Origin of the sequence: Aquihabitans sp. McL0605, from assembly GCF_049993875.1 — a bacterium.
In the GTDB taxonomy this organism is placed as follows: domain Bacteria; phylum Actinomycetota; class Acidimicrobiia; order Acidimicrobiales; family Iamiaceae; genus Aquihabitans.
In genome coordinates, this window is sequence record NZ_CP188252.1 from 1033949 (window position 1) to 1050559 (window position 16611).

General features: G+C 72.8%; 16 protein-coding genes. 11 read left to right on the top strand and 5 right to left on the bottom strand.

Features of this window, described 5'->3' with window-relative positions; genetic code table 11:
- Window positions 1–59 precede the first annotated feature (59 nt).
- From ACPPVX_RS04670 to ACPPVX_RS04700, 7 genes are all read left to right on the top strand, one after another.
- Window positions 60–866: an enoyl-CoA hydratase/isomerase family protein gene (locus ACPPVX_RS04670; protein WP_426573729.1), complete on the top strand. Its 807-nt coding sequence runs from the start codon at window positions 60–62 to the stop codon at window positions 864–866.
- Entirely contained in the window at window positions 863–1291 is a 429-nt protein-coding gene (locus ACPPVX_RS04675) for a Zn-ribbon domain-containing OB-fold protein (RefSeq protein ID WP_426573730.1), read from the top strand. The genes ACPPVX_RS04670 and ACPPVX_RS04675 overlap by 4 nt, the downstream gene beginning before the upstream one ends.
- Entirely contained in the window at window positions 1288–2508 is a 1221-nt protein-coding gene (locus tag ACPPVX_RS04680; protein WP_426573731.1) for a thiolase family protein, read from the top strand. Before ACPPVX_RS04675 ends, ACPPVX_RS04680 begins: the two co-directional genes overlap by 4 nt.
- Before the next feature lie 89 nt (window positions 2509–2597).
- Window positions 2598–4028, top strand: coding sequence for a DUF222 domain-containing protein (locus tag ACPPVX_RS04685; RefSeq protein WP_426573732.1), 1431 nt, complete (start codon window positions 2598–2600; stop codon window positions 4026–4028).
- Window positions 4029–4172: 144 nt separating this feature from the next.
- Window positions 4173–5843, top strand: a complete 1671-nt coding sequence (locus ACPPVX_RS04690; protein WP_426573733.1) for an AMP-binding protein — start codon at window positions 4173–4175, stop codon at window positions 5841–5843.
- A gap of 81 nt (window positions 5844–5924) precedes the next feature.
- Window positions 5925–6164: a hypothetical protein gene (locus ACPPVX_RS04695; protein ID WP_426573734.1), complete on the top strand. Its 240-nt coding sequence runs from the start codon at window positions 5925–5927 to the stop codon at window positions 6162–6164.
- Window positions 6165–6180: 16 nt separating this feature from the next.
- Window positions 6181–7242 carry a DUF2889 domain-containing protein gene (locus tag ACPPVX_RS04700; RefSeq protein WP_426573735.1) on the top strand — a complete coding sequence of 354 codons (1062 nt, stop codon included), beginning with the start codon at window positions 6181–6183 and terminating at the stop codon, window positions 7240–7242.
- Here the strand turns inward: ACPPVX_RS04700 and ACPPVX_RS04705 are convergent.
- Genes ACPPVX_RS04705 through ACPPVX_RS04725 form a run of 5 tightly spaced genes read right to left on the bottom strand, consistent with a single transcriptional unit; the run spans window position 7218 to window position 11685 of the window.
- Complete coding sequence (locus ACPPVX_RS04705) at window positions 7218–8027, bottom strand: SDR family NAD(P)-dependent oxidoreductase (protein ID WP_426573736.1); 810 nt, start codon at window positions 8025–8027, stop codon at window positions 7218–7220. The genes ACPPVX_RS04700 and ACPPVX_RS04705 overlap by 25 nt on opposite strands.
- Window position 8028: 1 nt before the next feature.
- Complete coding sequence (locus ACPPVX_RS04710) at window positions 8029–9015, bottom strand: NAD-dependent epimerase/dehydratase family protein (RefSeq protein WP_426573737.1); 987 nt, start codon at window positions 9013–9015, stop codon at window positions 8029–8031.
- On the bottom strand, window positions 9012–10193 hold the full coding sequence (locus tag ACPPVX_RS04715; RefSeq protein ID WP_426573738.1) for a sulfotransferase family protein: 1182 nt from the start codon (window positions 10191–10193) through the stop codon (window positions 9012–9014). Before ACPPVX_RS04715 ends, ACPPVX_RS04710 begins: the two co-directional genes overlap by 4 nt.
- Window positions 10194–10246: 53 nt before the next feature.
- Window positions 10247–11050, bottom strand: coding sequence for an SDR family NAD(P)-dependent oxidoreductase (locus ACPPVX_RS04720; RefSeq protein WP_426573739.1), 804 nt, complete (start codon window positions 11048–11050; stop codon window positions 10247–10249).
- A 47-nt stretch (window positions 11051–11097) separates the two neighbouring features.
- A complete protein-coding gene (locus tag ACPPVX_RS04725) occupies window positions 11098–11685 on the bottom strand; it encodes a TetR/AcrR family transcriptional regulator (RefSeq protein WP_426573740.1) in 588 nt (195 codons plus the stop codon).
- A 108-nt stretch (window positions 11686–11793) separates the two neighbouring features.
- On the opposite strand from ACPPVX_RS04725, the gene ACPPVX_RS04730 reads away from it, so the two are divergent.
- The 4 genes from ACPPVX_RS04730 (at window position 11794) to ACPPVX_RS04745 (ending at window position 16520) form a co-directional block, all read left to right on the top strand.
- A complete protein-coding gene (locus tag ACPPVX_RS04730) occupies window positions 11794–12384 on the top strand; it encodes a carboxymuconolactone decarboxylase family protein (protein WP_426573741.1) in 591 nt (196 codons plus the stop codon).
- Window positions 12385–12409: 25 nt separating this feature from the next.
- Window positions 12410–13660, top strand: a complete 1251-nt coding sequence (locus ACPPVX_RS04735; protein WP_426573742.1) for a DUF1214 domain-containing protein — start codon at window positions 12410–12412, stop codon at window positions 13658–13660.
- Window positions 13661–13752: 92 nt separating this feature from the next.
- On the top strand, window positions 13753–15720 hold the full coding sequence (locus ACPPVX_RS04740; RefSeq protein ID WP_426573743.1) for a thiamine pyrophosphate-dependent enzyme: 1968 nt from the start codon (window positions 13753–13755) through the stop codon (window positions 15718–15720).
- Window positions 15717–16520 carry a hypothetical protein gene (locus ACPPVX_RS04745; RefSeq protein ID WP_426573744.1) on the top strand — a complete coding sequence of 268 codons (804 nt, stop codon included), beginning with the start codon at window positions 15717–15719 and terminating at the stop codon, window positions 16518–16520. Before ACPPVX_RS04740 ends, ACPPVX_RS04745 begins: the two co-directional genes overlap by 4 nt.
- Window positions 16521–16611 lie beyond the last annotated feature (91 nt).

The window sequence follows — 16611 nt, forward strand, 5'->3', positions numbered from 1 at the left end:
CGGCGGCGCCTGCGCACCTGTCCCACCGTCCACCGAGACCACCTGGAAGGGTCCCGCCCATGCCAATCCACTACGAACCCGACGGCCCGCTCCTCACCATCACGATCGACCGGCCCGAGCGGAAGAACGCGATGGACCTCCACCACTTCCGCGACCTGGCCGCGGCGTGGCGGCGGTTCCGCGAGGACGACGACCTCTGGGTGGCCATCGTCACCGGCGTCGACGGCTGCTTCATGGCCGGCGCCGACCTGCGCGACTACGTCCCGCAGATCACCCGCCTCTCCGAGCAGATCACCAAGGGAGAGGTGACCGAGATCGACGGCTGCAAGCTCTCCGACGGCACCGACGCCGTGCTCCGCAACGCCAAGCTCTACAAGCCGATCATCGCCGCGGTCGACGGGCCGTGCGTGGCCGGCGGCATGGAGATGCTGGGCGGCATCGACATCCGCATCGCCACGCCCCGCGCCACGTTCGGCGTCATGGAGCCCAAGCGGGGGCTCTTCGCCGGTGGCGGAACCACCGCCCGCCTGCCCCGCCAGCTCCCCTACGCGGCGGCCATGGAGTTCCTGCTCACCGCCGAGGCGTTCCCCGCCAGCCGCGCCCTGGAGCTGGGCCTGCTCAACGAGGTGGTCGAGCCCGACCAGCTCCAAGCCACCGCCCGGAGCTGGGCCGACCGCATCCTCGCCAACGGGCCGCTGGCCGTGCGGGCCACCAAGGAGTCGGTGGTCCGGGGCATGTCGGGCACGCTGCGCGACGCCTACAAGATCGAGCACGGGCTGTCGGGCGTGGTCTTCGCGTCCGACGACGCCAAGGAGGGCCCCCGGGCCTTCGCCGAGAAGCGCACCCCAGAATGGAAGAACCGATGACCGACACCTCGGCCGACGTGCCGTTCCGCATCCTCCCGGCCCTCATGCCCGAGGACGAGCACTACTGGACCGGCGGCAAGGACGGCGAGCTGCGGTTCGTCCGCTGCGGCGACTGCGGGTGGTGGCTCCACCCCAACGGGCCGGTCTGCCCGTCGTGCCTCAGCCGCAACCTGCACGTCACCGCGGCGTCGGGCAAGGGGGTGGTCCACGCCTTCACCATCAACTGGCAGCCGTGGATCCCCGGCTTCGACCCGCCGTACGTCGTCGCCATCATCGCCCTCCCCGAGCAGGAGGGCCTGCGGGTCACCAGCAACGTGTTCGGCTGCGAGCCCGACGAGGTCCACACCGGCATGGCCGTCACGGTGGACTTCGAGCAGCACGGCGACGTGTGGATCCCGATCTTCCGTCCGGAGGTGGCGTCGTGACCATCACCAAGCGACCCCGTCCCATCGGCGAGCACGCCGCGGTCATCTCCGGCGTGGGCCAGTCGCAGGTGGGCCGGCGCCTCTACCGCGACCCCCTCGACCTCACCGTCGAGGCCGCCCTCGCCGCCATCGCCGACGCCGGGCTCACCCGCGACGACATCGACGGCATCTCCACCTACCCCGGCGCCATGAGCATCCCGCCCGGCTTCTCCGGGGTGGGCGTCGTCGAGCTCCAGGAGGCGCTGCGCCTGAACCTCGACTGGTTCGCGGGCGGCGTCGAGCTCCCCGGCCAGCTGGGCTCGGTGGCCAACGCGGTCGCCGCCGTCGCTGCCGGCCTGGCCGACCACGTGCTGTGCTTCCGCACCGTCTGGGAGGCCTCGGCGCAGGGCGACCGCGGTCGCGCCGCGGTGACCACCGGAGGTGGCGGCGGGGGCGGGTACCGCGCCAGCGGCTTCCTGCAGTGGACGCTGCCCTACGGCGCGGCGTCGGCCGCCAACTGGATCGGGATGATGGCCCAGCGCCACATGCACGAGTTCGGCACCACCCGCGAGCAGCTGGGCCAGGTGGCGCTCAACGGCCGGGCCAACGCCGCCCTCAACCCCAAGGCCATCTACCGCGACCCGATGACCATGGACGACTACCTGAACGCCCGGCTGGTGTCGTGGCCGCTCGGCCTCTACGACTGCGACGTGCCCGCCGACGGGTCCACCGTGGTGATCGTGTCGCGCGCCGACTCGGCGCCCGACCTCCGCAAGGAGCCCATCCGCATCGAGGCCATGGGCACCGCGCTGCACGGCCGACCCTCGTGGGACCAGTTCGACGACCTCACCACGATGGCCCTGCGCGACGCCTCCACGATGATGTGGGACCGCACCGACCTCACCCCCGCCGACGTCGACGTGGCCGAGCTCTACGACGGGTTCACGTTCATCACCCTGTGCTGGCTCGAGGCCCTCGGCTTCTGCGAGCACGGCGAGGGCGGCCCGTACCTCGAAGCCGGACGGCCCCTGGCGTCGGGTGGTGGCTCGCTGCCGCTCAACACCAACGGCGGCCAGCTCTCCGGCGGGCGGCTCCACGGCTACGGCTTCCTCCACGAGGCCTGCACCCAGCTCTGGGGCGAAGGCGGCGACCGCCAGGTGGCCGGCGATCCCGAGGTGGCGATCGCCGCGGCCGGTGGCGGCCCGCTGGCCTCGTCGTTCCTCCTGACCAGGCGCTAGCAGTCCATCCCCGTTTGGTCGCGTAGGGAACCATCTGAAACTATCTGAAACGATCGAACACCTGTTCGTTCTCGGACTAGGGTGGGTCCATGCCTCCTCCTCCTCGCTCCGATGCCGACGGTGCGCCGTCGCCGGATCGCGGGCAGGTGCTGGTCGATCGGCTCGCTGAGCTGCAGGGCGTGATCAACGTCGCCCACGGGGCGATGGTCACCCTGGTGGCCGAGGGCATCGCGCTGGGCGAGCCCGGCCTCGGCGGCCTGTCCTCGACCGACTGGGTGGCGCTGCGGACCGGCACCGCGCCGGAGCGCGCCGCCGACCTGGTGCGGGTGGCGGAACGGGTCGACGGGCTGCCCTGCTCGGTCGCGGCCCTCCGCACCGGCGGCCTGACCGTCGACCAGACCGCGCAGATCGCCCGCCACGTCCCCACCGAGTACGACGAGTCGGCGGCTCGGGTGGCGTCGTGCTGCACCGTGAGGCAGCTGCGCCAGGCCCTGCCGCACTACGCCGACCCGAAGCCCGATGGCGAGCGGCGGGAGCGCCGCGAGGTGGCCACGGGCGTCGATGAGCACGGCTGGTGGGGTCGCCTCCGCCTCCCCGAGGCCGAGGGGGCCGTCGTCGATCAGGCGCTGACGGCGATGCACGAAGACCTCAAGCGCCAGGCCAAGGCCGAGACGCTCGAGGGCGAGGAGCCGGAGCGGGTGACCCTGGCCGACGCGGCCGTCGCCCTGGCCGAGACCGCCCTCCGAGCTGGAGAAGCCGTCCGCCCCGGCACCGATCGCTACCTGGTCCACGTCCACCTGCAGGCCGGCCTCCACGGACCGGAGCTCATGGCCCACCTGGGCCTGCCCCTCCCCCACGGCGAGCGGCGCCTGGTCCTGTGCAACGCCCGGCTGCGGGCCACGCTGCACCAGGGCACCGCGCCGGTCGCGATGGGTCGAGCCACCCACATCGTGAACCGGCGGCTGCGCCGCCTCATCGAGCACCGCGATGGCGGCTGCGCCGTTCCCGGTTGCCACCGCACCACCGGGCTCGACGTCCACCACATCATCCACTGGGAGGACGGCGGGGTCACCGAGACCTGGAACCTCCTCACCTTGTGCCGTCGCCACCACTCGCTGCACCACCAGGGGCTCCTCGGCATCGCCGGCCACGCCGACCTCCCCCGCCACACCGGAGACGGCGTGATCTTCTCCGATGCCCGCGGCCGGCAGATGAACCCGGTCGGCCCGTCGATCCGCCCGGCACACCCCGACGCTCCCGCGGCTGCTCGAGCCGCAGGCCTGCCCCGGCCCGAGCTCCTCCCGCCCACCGGTGAACGGCTCGACCGCCTCCAGTTCCACCTCCAGCGCAACCCGCCCGAGCCCCCGGTCCACTCCGCAGGCGGCAGGGCGGCCGACGGCCAGGATGAGCCTCCCCCGGGCGTCACCGCCCCGGTCTGGGACGGCGCGTCTCGCCCGTCTGGCAGCCGCGGCGGCCGCTCGCCCATCGAGCCAACCCGCGCCGGCCCCACCGATTCCTGACCCTCGGTCCGCAGCCCGCCGAGCGGATCGCGCCACGCCCCAGAACCGGTCGCCGATGACGGCCGCACCGGCGCGCCCGTCATGGCAGACTCGCCCCGATCTGAGGCCCTGCCGCAGCCACTCGACCCGGCCAGAGAGACACCGATGACCGAGCCAGCACCGCGGAGCACGATGGGCGGCGCGCCCGCCACGCTGGCCGACCTGCTCGACCTCCGTCGCCACGACGACTCCGCCGGCCTGCTGCTCGACGACCAGGTCTGGACGTGGGCGGAGGTGGTGGCCGAGAGCGACCGCTACGCCGCCGCCCTCGACCGCCTGGTCGTCAGCGACATCCGCCACGTGGGCCTCCTCATGGAGAACGCCCCCGCCTACCTGTTCGCCCTGTTCGGCGCCGCCCAGGCCGGCGTCACCGTAGTGGGGCTCAACAACACCCGCCGGGGCGACGAGCTCGGCCGCGACATCGTCCACACCGATGTGGCCCTCGTCCTCACCGACGCCGGCCACGCGCCCCTCCTCGACGGCATCGACCTCGGCGGCATCCCGGTCATCGACGTGGGCCGCGACGCGTGGGCCGCCGAGCTGGCCGCCGCCGACCGCATGCCCGCCCCCAAGGCGATCGCTCCCTCCGACCCGCTGCTGCTCATCTTCACCTCGGGGTCCACCAGCGCGCCGAAGGCGGTGATCATGTCGAACGGCCGCGCCGCCGAGTCGGCCAACGCCGCCTTCTGGTTCACGCCCGACGACGTCCTCTACTGCGCCATGCCGCTGTTCCACGGCAACGCGCTCGGCGCCATCGTGTTCCCGGCGCTCTCCACCGGCGCCACCATCGCCCTCCGTGAGCGGTTCTCGGCGTCGCTCTTCCTCGACGACCTGCGCCGCTACCGCGCCACGTTCTTCACCAGCGTCGGGCGAGCCATCGGGTACGTGCTGGCCACCCCCGAGCGGCCCGACGACAAGGACCACTCGGTGAAGTACGGGCTGGCGCCCGAATCGTCGCCCGCCGACCTGCGGGAGTTCCGGCGGCGGTTCGGCATCTCGTGCATCGCGGGCTACGGGTCCAGCGAGAACGCCGTGATCATGGCGCCGGCGCCCGGCATGCCCAAGGACGCGCTGGGCCGCCCGCCCGAGGGGGTCGAGGCCGCCGTGGTCGACCCCGAGACCAACGAGGTCTGCCCCACCGCCACCTTCGACGAGCACGGTCGGATGACCAACGCCGACGAGGCCATCGGCGAGATCGTCGGCCTCAACGCCCTGGGCCGCTTCGAGGGCTACTACCGCAACCCCGAAGCCACGGCGGAGCGAGCGCGCAACGGGTGGTTCTGGACCGGAGACCTGGGCTACGTCGACGCCGACGGCTTCTTCTACTTCGCCGGCCGGCAGGGCGACCGGCTGCGCGTCGACTCCGAGAACTTCGCCACCGCGCCCATCGAGCGGGTCCTCGTCCGCTTCCCCGGAGCGGCCGCCGTGGCGGTCTACGGCGTCCCCGACGAGCGCACCGCCGACGACCAGGTCATGGCGGCCATCGAGCTGGCCGACGGCGCCGCGTTCGATCCCGAGGCCTTCGCCGCCTTCCTCCAGGAGCAGGACGACCTGGCCCCCAAGTGGTCGCCGCGGTACGTGCGGATCACCACCCTGCCGGTGGGCGCCACCAACAAGATCGACCGTCGGAGGCTCCAGCGGGAGCGGTGGTTCACCGACGACCCGATCTTCTGGCGGAACGGCCGGGCGATCGCCTACGAGCCCTTCACCGCGGCCGACTTCGAGGCCCTCCAGGCCCGCTTCGCAGAGCACGGCCGGGCCCTCGATCGGGCCTGACCCGGCGGCCCCGCCGACGGGGCCGCGGCGGGACCGGTCGAGTACCGTCGGCCCCAGGGGAAGTCACGTCAGGGGACGAATGTGACCGCAATCCGCACCACCGCCGAGCAGCCCACGGGGGCCCTGCACCGGCTCCTGCGCGCCGCGGCCCTGCTCGGGCTGGGCTCGGGGATGACCTCCCCCGCCATCGGGGTGGCGGCCCCGGCCGCGCGCCACCGCACGCCGGCGGGCCCCACCCGGTTCCCCACCCCCTACGACGTCACCGCCGCCTCGGCCGCCCTCGCCCCCGGGGCGCCGGGCTGGCCGGCGCGCCTGCAGTGAGCCGACGGTCCCGAACGTGCTGATCCTCCCCGACCGGGCCGGGCCCCACGATCCGCTCCCCGCCAGCCCCGCCCGCCGGGCCGGGTCGGTGCGCCGGACCTCGTCGATCGACTCCACCCGGCCCGACGGCCTGCTCGCCGACGTCCGCATCGAGGCCCGGGCCCGTGATCTGGTGACGCCCGTCGGCGCCACCGGCCCCGCCGATGGCGAGGTCGTCGACGAGGTGGTGCTGACCGGCACCACCGACGTGGCGCGCACCCTGCTGGCCATCGGCTCCGTGCCCGAGGTCGCCGGCCTCCAAGAGCTCGTGGGCGCACCCGTGGCCAGCGGCTACCGGCAGCGCGCCCTCGACGCGCTCCCCGACGACGCCGCCCGGCGCACGCTGCTCTACCTGCTGGTCGACGACATGCCCGGCGCCGCGCTGGTGGCCGGGATCGCGCTCCAGCGGTCGCACCCCGACCTGATGGCCGGTCCAGCGATGCGCGAGCACATGCTCGCCATCGCCGACATCTGCTCGGGCTGGGCCTCCGACGCCACCATGATCACGGCGCTGCGCGAGCAGGACGACATGCCGATGCCCATCGGCCCGCCGGCCCCCACGCTCGAGCGCGACGACGATCCCCGGGGCTGGCACCCGCTGAGCGCGCTGCCCGCCAACGCGACGCGCCGACGGCGCAGCCTCGACCTGTGGCCCGACGCCGCGCCCGGGGGCGCCACCCACGCCTTCGAGGCCCACTTCCGCGACAGCTACGCCGACGAGCACGCCCACGAGGAGGTGGTGCACGAGTACCTCGTCACCGGCCGCATCGACGCCGCCCGACGGACGTTCGTCGCCATCGAGGCCACCGCCCGCGTGCTGCCGTGGATCGAGTGCCCCGGCGCCCTGGCCAGCGCCGACCGGCTCACCGGCACGCCCATCGGCGACGTGCGCGCCCGCGTCCGCACCGAGTTCACCGGTGTGAGCACCTGCACCCACCTCAACGACACGCTGCGCATGCTCGCCGACCTCGAGCCCCTGCTGGAACTGCTCGATGACGCCGGCGCGGCGAGCGATCAGTCGGTGGGGCCCAGGGAGTAGGCGCCCGTCTGCGGGTGGTGGTACCAGCCGCCCGCCGCGTCGGTGCCGCCGTCGACGTGGATGGTCTGGCCGGTGATGTAGCTGGAGAGGTCGGACGCCAGGAACACGGCCGCGCCGGCCATCTCGTCGACGTGGCCGGCCCGGCCCATCGGCACCGTGAACCCGAACCTCTCCTCGGAGCCCGGGGGCGCCACCGCCTGGATGCCCTCGGTGAGGGTGATGTCGGGGGCGAGGGCGTTGATCCGGATCCCGTGGGGGGCCAGCTCGAGCGCGGCCGTCTTCGTGTAGTTGATGACCCCGGCCTTGGCGGCGGCGTACGCGGCGTAGCCGGGGGCGGCCCGGACGCCCTCGATCGACGTGACGCTCATGATGCTGCCGCTCAGCCCGGCGTCGACCATGCCCCGGGCCACCCGCTGGGTGCACAGGAACACGTGCTTGAGGTTGGCCTTGTAGAGCGCATCCCACCCGTTGGGGCTGGTCTCGAGGATCGGCGACCAGAACACGCCGCCGGCGTTGTTCACCAGGATCGTCACCGGGCCGAGCTCGGCCACGGTCTGGGCCAGGGCGGCGTCGACCTGGTCGGTGTCGCGGACGTCGGTGGGGATGCCGAGCACCCCGAGGGCGTCGGCGGTGGCCGCGCACGCCTCGGGGACCTTCTCCCAGATGGCGACGTGGGCACCGAACGCCTTCAGGCCCTCGGCGACGCCGCGCCCGATGCCCGAGCCGCCGCCGGTCACGACGGCCACGCGCCCGTCCAGCAGGATCTTGGATGGATCGATCGCCATGTCAGATCTTCCCCAGGTCTCGGAGCCAGGTGAGCAGCAGACCCAGTCCGTCGTCGAGGCTCATGGGGTCGTAGCCGAGCCGCTCGTGGGTCAGGTTGGCGGCCGGGCGCTCGGGCTGGACCCGGTTGGCGGCCGCTTCGGAGATGGCCATGAGCGTGGGGCCGAAGGCGGCCGTGTAGCCCTCGATGTCGTCGCGGTGGTCGAGGTCGGCCACGCGGTGCTCCACGCCGGCCAGCTCGCAGGCCCGGTTGCACCCGGCCGCCGTGCTGATCTCGTCCTCGGGGCGGCCCGTGAGCCAGTACCGCTCGCCGGCGACGCCGCGGTCGAGAGCGGCGATGGAGCCGGCCGCGACGTCGGAGCCCGCCACCCAGGTGACCGGGAACGAGAGGAACGCAGGGATGCGGCCGCGCATGGAGGCCAGGAGGATGGCGTTGAAGCTGGTGGGGTGCAACGCCCGCCGGGCCACGATGCCGGGGCCGTAGATCGCACCGGGGTGGCAGGTCAGCACGTCCTCGCCGGCCTCGGCGCGGGCATGGGTCTCGCGGAAGGCCGCCAGCTTGGTGACCGTGTACGGATCGTCGGGCGGGTCGTCCAGCAGCGGCGCTTCCTCGCGGGGACCGTCATAGGCGAGGTCGAAGAACGTGCCGGTGCTGAGGGCGACGGCCCGGCGCATGCCGTGGGCCTGGGCGGCGTCGAGGACGTTGCGGGTGCCCACCACGTTGACGGCCTCGAAGTCGGCGATGTCCTGGCTGGACCCGCCGAGGAGGGCGGCCGTGTGGATGGCGCCCTCGCAGCCCTTGGCGGCGCGCAGCACGTCGTCGGCATCGGCGATGTCGCCCTGGATCAGCTCGACCCCGAGGGCGGCGAGCGCGGCGGCCTCCTCGGGGTTGCGCACGAGGGCACGGACGTCGTCGCCGCGCTCGATCAGCTGCTGGCAGACGTTGCCGCCCGTCAGGCCGGTGCCGCCGGTCACGAAGATGGTGCTCATGGGTTGACTCCGTTCGAGGGGGTGGGCTCGACCGGGGCGACGGGGATGTCGAAGCGGTCGTAGTAGAAGGCGAACTGCTCCTGGATGGCGGCGAGGTCGAGCCCGTAGGCGGCGGGGTCGTAGCGCCCGGGACCGGAGCGGTCCTTCGACGCGTCGGCCCACCACGCCTCCATCCCCCGCCGGGTCTCGGGCGTGAGCTCGTCGCCCAGGTCCGCGTAGAGGCGCTCCATCGAGCCGATGGGATCGCGCTGCACGTCCTCGAAGGCGAGGTCGTGGAAGCGGTGATCGTTGCCGCGCTCGCGGAAGGCGATGAGGCGCTCCAGCGAGATCCGCCAGAGCTCCAGGTTCTGGGTGCCGATGGCGACCGGGTCGGGGCGCTCGGTGAGCACGCACGAGAGGGTGTCGTAGAGCGCGCACAGCGACGGCAGCACCTTGCCGATGTCGCGGTGGGTCATCAGGAACCGGGCGTCGGGGTAGACCGCGTCGAGCGCCTCGATGGAGTGCATGTGGGCCGGCGTGCGCAGCGACCAGCTCGTCGGGCCGCAGCGCCACTGGAGCAGCTTCAGGACCCGCTGGTGGTAGCGGTACGTGGGCTCGAGGTCGGTCTCGAGCAGGTACCGGCTGTACGTGGGGATGTGGGCCAGGCCCTCGAAGATCTGCGAGCGGAAGTCGAGCGCCAGGAGCAGCAGGCACTCCTGCGGTCCCTCGGCCTCGGTGGGGATCATGCCGGCGAACCCCGGGAACATCTCGTTGGTGAAGTCGATGCCGGCCTGCGCCTCGGCGATGCGCGGGTCGGTGTGCTCGGTGGCGGTCTCGGGCGGCGGGCACGGCTTGCCGGCCTCCCAGACCCGGAGCGAGCGCCGGGCCGGATCCTGGGCGATGAGGTAGCTCGTCGCGGTGGAGCCGGTGCGGGGCATGCCCAGGCCGAACAGGGGGGCGACGATCTCCTCGTCGTCGATCTCGGGGTGGCGGGCGTACCACTGCTCGACCTCGAGCCGGTTCGCCAGGAAGCCGACGGCCATGTCGGTGGCGGCCGACACGCCGAACTCGTTGAGCGCGGCCTCGGTGTTCCACGCGTGGACGAGGACCTCGAGCGGCTCGCGCCACGAGTCCGGGCCGAGGTCGGTGGAGCCGGCCTGGCGGCAGGCGGCCTCGACCAGCTCGTCGATGTCCAACATGTGTGTCCCCTGTTCCCCTGGTTGCCCTGCGTTGGTGGGACCGGCGGCGCCGGTCAGATGAAGTCGGAGCCGCCGTCGACGTTGACGTTGGCGCCGGTGACGTACCCGTTGCGCCGCGACGCCAGGTAGACGGTGATGCTGGCGATCTCTTCCGGCAGCCCGGCGCGGCCGAGGTCGGCGGGCTGGTGGAAGTGCTTCTCGATCCAGGTCATGACGTCGACCGGGTTGCTGGAGTCGAGCCCGTCCTCCTTGAGGAAGGGGTCGAGGTTCTCGGTGAAGCTGGCGGTGACGATGGTGCCCGGGCTGACGGTGTTCACGAGGATGCCCTCGGGCGCCAGGCTCTTGGCCAGGTTCTTCGACACGCTCGTCAGCGCCGCCTTCGACGCCGTGTACGCCACGATCTGCGGGTTCTGGCGCTGGATCGAGTGGGCGGCGAAGTTCACGATCCGGGCCCATTCGGCCTGGCGCAGCAGCGGGAGCGCGGCGCGGGTGCAGCGCACCGCCGCCATGAGCCCGAGCTGGAGGGCGGTGTCCCAACCGGCGTCGTCGAGGGCGTCGAAGGTGCCGTCCCCGGGCCCGAGCGTGTTGACCAGGCTGTTCACCGCGCCCCAGCGGTCGCCGATGGTGGCGAAGGCCTCGTCGATCGAGGACGGGTCGGTGAGGTCGACCGAGATGCCCATGGCGTCGGGGCAGCCCCGGCGGCGCAGCTCGGTGAGGGTCTCGTCGATCGCCTCGGCGCCACGAGCGAGGATCGCCACCTTGGCTCCGTCGTCGGCGAACGCCTCGGCGATCGCCCGTCCCATCCCCTTGCTCCCGCCGGTGACGACGGCGGCACTGCCCTTCAATCCGAGATCCATGCGGGACCCCTCTCCTGGTCGTGGTTGCTGTGGTCGTGCACCGGCGGTCAGCCGGCGGCGCGGGTGATCGAGCGGCGCGGGAGCCCGGCGAAGCCGCGGATGTTGGCGACGAGCTCCTCCTGATCGGGGTGCGGCAGGAGGTAGTTGGAGATGGCCAGCCGCATGAGGATGTCGGCGGCCTGGTCGCGCGTGAGGCGCCCCGCCTGCACCGCGGGGACCCGGTCGAGCGCATCGCCGACGAGCCGGGCGAACGTGGTGGTCTGCGGACCGAGCGAGGCGGCGAGGTTGGCGAGGGCGAACGCGGGGTCGGCGGCGATCGGGTTGGGGCCCATCAGCCCGTCGAGGTAGGTCACGAGGAACCGCAGCGCGGCATCGAGCCGGCGGGCGGGGGTGCGCTCGGCATCGACGAGGGCCTGCAGGCGGGTCTCGAAGAGCCGGCTCTCGTAGTCGGACAGCGCGGCCAGCACGTGGTCCTTGGTGGGGAACCACCGGTAGAGGGTGGGCCGCGACACCCCGGCCGCCGATGCGATCGCCGACATCGTCACCTTGCCCGGGCCCTGCTCGGCGATGACCGCGCGGGTGGCCGCCAAGATGGCCTCGACGCTGGTGGTGGTCCCCGCGGGTTCGGCAGCCATGGCCGGGGACCCTAACCCGTCCGACCCGGTCGTGGTTTACAGAAGTGAGCAATAGTGTTACATCTGTCGGCGCACCAACCGGGCGCTGAGACCACAGGGGGAACCGCCGTGCCGATCATCGAGCCGATTCCGATCGAGGAGCTCTCCCCCAGCTCACGAGCCATCATCGAGGGCGGCGTCGCCGACGGGCTGTACGCCACCCCGCTGCCGCTCCAGGTCTTCGCGTACCGCACGGCGCTGCTCGAGACGATCCACGCCAAGCGCCTCAACGCCGGGGCCGGCACCCTCCTCGGCGGGCGCATCCTGGAGCTCCTCCGGATCCGCAGCGCTCAGCTCGGCGAGTGCCAGCCGTGCATGCAGTCGCGCAAGCACGACTCCATCACCGACGACGACGTGGCGTGCCTGATCGACGCCGACCACCTCGACCTCGACCCGCAGGAGCGGATGGCGATCCGGTTCCTCGACCTGCTGTCGGCCGACCACCACGCCATCGACGCCGACTTCTACCGGGAGCTGGCCGGGGTGTTCACCATCGGCCAGATCGTGGAGCTCGGCACCACCTGCGCCGAGTCGATGGGCCTGCACCGGTTCATCCACACGCTCGACATCTTCGGCACCGACCCGCCGGTGCTGCCGTTCGCACCGGGCCAGGTCGACGCCAGCCGGGCCGTCGACGACGGCGTGCCCACCGGCTCGTGACCATCCGTCCCCTCGCCCTCCGAGGATGAGCGACCGCCCGACCCGCCATGACGGCAAGGTCGCCATCGTCACCGGCAGCGCGCGCGGCATCGGTGCCGCCGTCGCCGCCGCCCTGGCGCGCGATGGCGCGTCGACATCCTCGACAACAACGCACACCCAGCAGACCCAGGAGCCACCGATGGATGAAGCCACCCAGAAGGTCGTCGACGGCACCGCGTGGCGGGAGTTCTGCGACCTGCTCGCCGCCGCCGGCGAGACCGTGATGGCCGACACCAACCCGAGCGACCCGCTCGACCGGGCCGAGGGCTTCCGGATGCTCACCCGGCTGCTGCGCGGCGCGCTGGAGGGGACGCTCGAGTACGGGATCCCGGAGACGCCCGTGCTCGTCCACGCCTGCCACGAGACCATCAAGATCGTCGGCGAGAACCCCGACAACCACTACCTCGGCGCCAAGCTCGACGGGAAGTACGACTACCGGATCTGGGGCACCCGCGGCGAGGCCAAGTGGATCAGCTTCAACCTGTTCTCCGCCGGGGGCTTCGGCAGCGGCGGCCCGGGCGTGGGCGAGACGATGCACGAGGAGCACATGCACTTCGAGCCCGACGGGACCTTCGAGCTGTTCATCACGCAGGAGGAGCGCCCCGGCAACTGGCTGCGCTCCGAGCCCGACACGCGGTCGCTCGCCGTCCGCCAGACGTTCCTCGACAAGGAGAACCAGGCGCGGGCCGAGCTGCACATCGAGCGGCTCGACGACGACGGCACCCCGCCCGACCCGCTCAGCGCCGAGCACCTCTACCACTCGCTGCTCTACGCCGGCTTCTACGTCAAGGGCGTCGCCGACATCGGCGCCGGCTGGGCGACGCGCCAGGCGCAGTGGCCCAACGTCTTCACCGACGAGGCCGAGCTGCCCGAGACCGACAAGTTCAAGGACCCGCAGATCAAGTGGCACCAGGCCTACTTCGACCTGGCCGACGACGAGGCCCTGGTCATCGAGGCCGTGCCCCCCGATTGCGAGTACTGGATGGTGGCCCTCCACAACCACTGGATGGAGACGCTCGACTACACGAACCACCAGATCACGCTCAACAGCCACTCGACGGTCCTCGAGCCCGACGGCAGCGTCCGCTGGATCGTCGCCCACCAGGACCCGGGCCTCCCCAACTGGCTCGACACCGCCGGCCACCGGCGCGGCACCGTCGGCGTCCGCTGGGTCGGCCCCGAGGTGGTCGACCTCCTCCCGTCGACCCGCGTGGTGAAGCTCAGCGAGCTGGGCTGAGGGCCGAGGGCCGCCGCCGCAACCGCTCGGCGCGAGCACGGGCTGCACGATCGAAGCTTGACGGTCGGTGCGGCAGCCGGGAGGCTGCTCCCATGGCTGAACCCGAGGTGACGGCCGCACTCCCCGAGGCGACATGGGTCAAGGTGGCCGAGGTCGGCGACCTGGGCGACGGGCGCGTCCGCACGGTGGTGGCGGGGACTCGGAGCCTGGCGCTCACCAACTGCGGCGGGACGTACGGCGCGCTCGACAACCGCTGCCCCCACCAGGGCGGTCCCCTCGGCGAGGGCTCGATCGAGCGCGGGCTGCTGCGCTGCCCGTGGCACGGCTACGACTACGACCCCACCACCGGCGAGCCGCCCGGCGCCTTCTCCGACCGCCCCGAGTCGTTCCCGGTGGAGGTGCGCGACGACGGGGTGTACGTCTCCATCCGGCCGCCCGCCCCGCACGTGCGCACCGTCTCCGACGTGATGGTGGAGACCATGGTGGCGTGGGGCATCACCCACGTCTTCGGGATGGTGGGCCACTCCAACCTCGGGTTCGCCGATGCCCTCCGCCGCCAGGAGGAGGCCGGCAACCTGCGCTACATCGGCATCCGCCACGAGGGCGCCGCCGCGTTCGCCGCCTCCGCCTACGGGAAGCTCACGGGCCGGCCCGCGGCCGCCTTCGCCATCGCCGGGCCCGGCTCCACCAACCTGCTCACGGGCCTCTACGACGCGAAGGTCGACCGCTCCCCCGTGCTGGCCATCTCGGGCCAGGTGCCGTCGAAGGTGCTGGGCCAGGGGGCGTTCCAAGATGTCGACCTGACGGGTGCGTTCGCCGACGTGGCCCGCACCTCGCGCACCGTGCTGCCCGGCTCCGACCACGCCGAGCTGGTCACCCTGGCGTGCAAGACCGCCATCCTCGACCGCGACGTCGCCCACCTGGTGCTCCCCGACGAGGTCCAGGTCCTGCCGGCCCCCGGCGTGGCCGCGTCCGGGCCGACCGGACGGGTCCCCGACCTGGCCATCGCGCCACCCGAGGCGGCGGTCGACGAGGCCCTGGCCCTGCTGGCGACGGCGCGCCGCCCGGTCGTGATCGTCGGCCACGGCGCCCGCTTCGACATGCCCGACGTGCTCGCCGTGGCCGAGGCCCTCGACGCCCCGGTCCTCACCACCTTCAAGGCCAAGGGCCAGATCTCCGACCACCACCCGCTCGGGGCGGGCGTCCTCGGCCGGAGCGGCACCCCCGTCGCCAGCTGGCTGATGAACGAGTGCGACCTGCTCGTGGTGTTCGGCGCGTCGTTCTCGAACCACACCGGCATCTCGCCGTACAAGCCCACCATCCAGGTCGACTTCGACCGGATGGCGCTGGGCCGGTTCAGCCCGGTGACCGTCCCGGTCCTCGGCCACGTCGGGGTCACCGCCCGCACGCTCCTCGGCCGGCTGGGCGACGGGCCCGCCGACCGGGTCGACCAGCGCGCCGACGTCGCCGACCGCTGGTCGATCTGGCGAGCCGAGAAGGCCCGACGGGTGGCCGACGACCGGGGCCGCGGCGTGTCGTCAGCAGCCGTGTTCGATGCCATGGGCCGCCACGTACCCGCCGATGCGGTGGTGACCGTCGACGTGGGCAACAACGCGTACTCCTTCGGGCGCTACTTCGAGTGCCGTGAGCAGTCGGTCCTGATGTCGGGCTACCTCGGGTCGATCGGCTTCGGGTTCCCCGCCGCGATGGGGGCGTGGGCGGCGGCGCCGGACCGCCCGATCGTGGCGGTGACCGGCGACGGCGGCTTCGGCCAGTACCTCGCCGAGCTCACCACCGCGGTGAAGTTCGACATGGGCATCACCCACGTGCTCCTCGACAACTCGGAGCTGGGCAAGATCACCAAGGAGCAGCGGGCCGTCGAGATGGAGGTCTGGCAGACCGACCTCCTCAACCCCGACTTCGCCGAGTACGCCCGGCTGTGCGGCGCCCTCGGGATCCGGGTGGAGTCACCCGACCAGCTCGACACCGCGCTCGCCGAGGCGCTGGCCCACCCCGGCCCTGCCCTCGTGCACGTCCTCACCGACACCAACCTGCTGTGACCACGACGGTGATCGACCTCGACGGTGTTCGGCTCACGCGGGTGCTCTACCTCGATGCGGCCATCGACCCCGAGCCCACCGGGCTGACCCCGGAAGAGGTGCGCTCGGTGCGGTGGGCCGACCCCGACTGGGCCACCGACGGCCAGGTCCGGGCGGCGAGCTGCGCCTGGGTGATCGAGACCGACGGGCGTCGCATCGTCGTCGACCCATCGGGCAACATCGACGACCTCCTCCACGAGCCGTCGTCGACGGCGGCTCACCAGGAGGCCTACGCCGCCGCCTTCGCGGCCGCCGGCATCCCCATCGAGACGGTCGACACCGTCCTGCTCTCGCACATCGAGTCGATCGGCCTCAGCGCCGTGCGCGACGGCGATGGGTGGCAGCCGTACTTCCCGAACGCTCGCATCCTGCTCAGCGATGCGGCCCTCGCCCACTCGGTGGCCGAGCCCGAAGGCGGCGACGTCGAAGCCGCCTTCGCCGCCCTGCGCGGCGCGGGGCTCGTCGACGGGTTCGCCGATGGCGATGAGGTGGCGCCCGGTGTGCGGGCCGAGTGGACCGGCATGCACAACCCCGGCCACTGCGCCTTCCACGTCGGCGACGGCGCCACGTTCGTCGGGCACCTCGCCGTGACGCCGCTCCACCTGGCCACCGGCCCCTGCCCGCCCCAGCACGCCGACCCCGACGGCGCGTGGCGCTGGCTCCAGGCGGCCAAGGCCGGCGGCCGGATCCTCATCGGCCCGCTGTGGCCCAGCCCTGGCGCCCTCCGCTGGGACCCCGCCAACCACCCCAGCGGCGTCTGATCGTTCCGGTACGCCCAAGTGGGCCACCGGCCACCACCTCGCCGGCATCACCGCCCGCTGAGCCACTCCGCCCGATCGCCCGCGTGAGCGG

Coding starts and splice junctions, on each gene's coding strand:
- ACPPVX_RS04670 (WP_426573729.1), top strand. CDS start 60: ATGCCAATCCACTACGAACCCGACGGCCCGCTCCTCACCATCACGATC.
- ACPPVX_RS04675 (WP_426573730.1), top strand. CDS start 863: ATGACCGACACCTCGGCCGACGTGCCGTTCCGCATCCTCCCGGCCCTC.
- ACPPVX_RS04685 (WP_426573732.1), top strand. CDS start 2,598: ATGCCTCCTCCTCCTCGCTCCGATGCCGACGGTGCGCCGTCGCCGGAT.
- ACPPVX_RS04690 (WP_426573733.1), top strand. CDS start 4,173: ATGACCGAGCCAGCACCGCGGAGCACGATGGGCGGCGCGCCCGCCACG.
- ACPPVX_RS04705 (WP_426573736.1), bottom strand. CDS start 8,027: ATGGCGATCGATCCATCCAAGATCCTGCTGGACGGGCGCGTGGCCGTC.
- ACPPVX_RS04710 (WP_426573737.1), bottom strand. CDS start 9,015: ATGAGCACCATCTTCGTGACCGGCGGCACCGGCCTGACGGGCGGCAAC.
- ACPPVX_RS04715 (WP_426573738.1), bottom strand. CDS start 10,193: ATGTTGGACATCGACGAGCTGGTCGAGGCCGCCTGCCGCCAGGCCGGC.
- ACPPVX_RS04720 (WP_426573739.1), bottom strand. CDS start 11,050: ATGGATCTCGGATTGAAGGGCAGTGCCGCCGTCGTCACCGGCGGGAGC.
- ACPPVX_RS04725 (WP_426573740.1), bottom strand. CDS start 11,685: ATGGCTGCCGAACCCGCGGGGACCACCACCAGCGTCGAGGCCATCTTG.
- ACPPVX_RS04735 (WP_426573742.1), top strand. CDS start 12,410: ATGAGCGACCGCCCGACCCGCCATGACGGCAAGGTCGCCATCGTCACC.
- ACPPVX_RS04740 (WP_426573743.1), top strand. CDS start 13,753: ATGGCTGAACCCGAGGTGACGGCCGCACTCCCCGAGGCGACATGGGTC.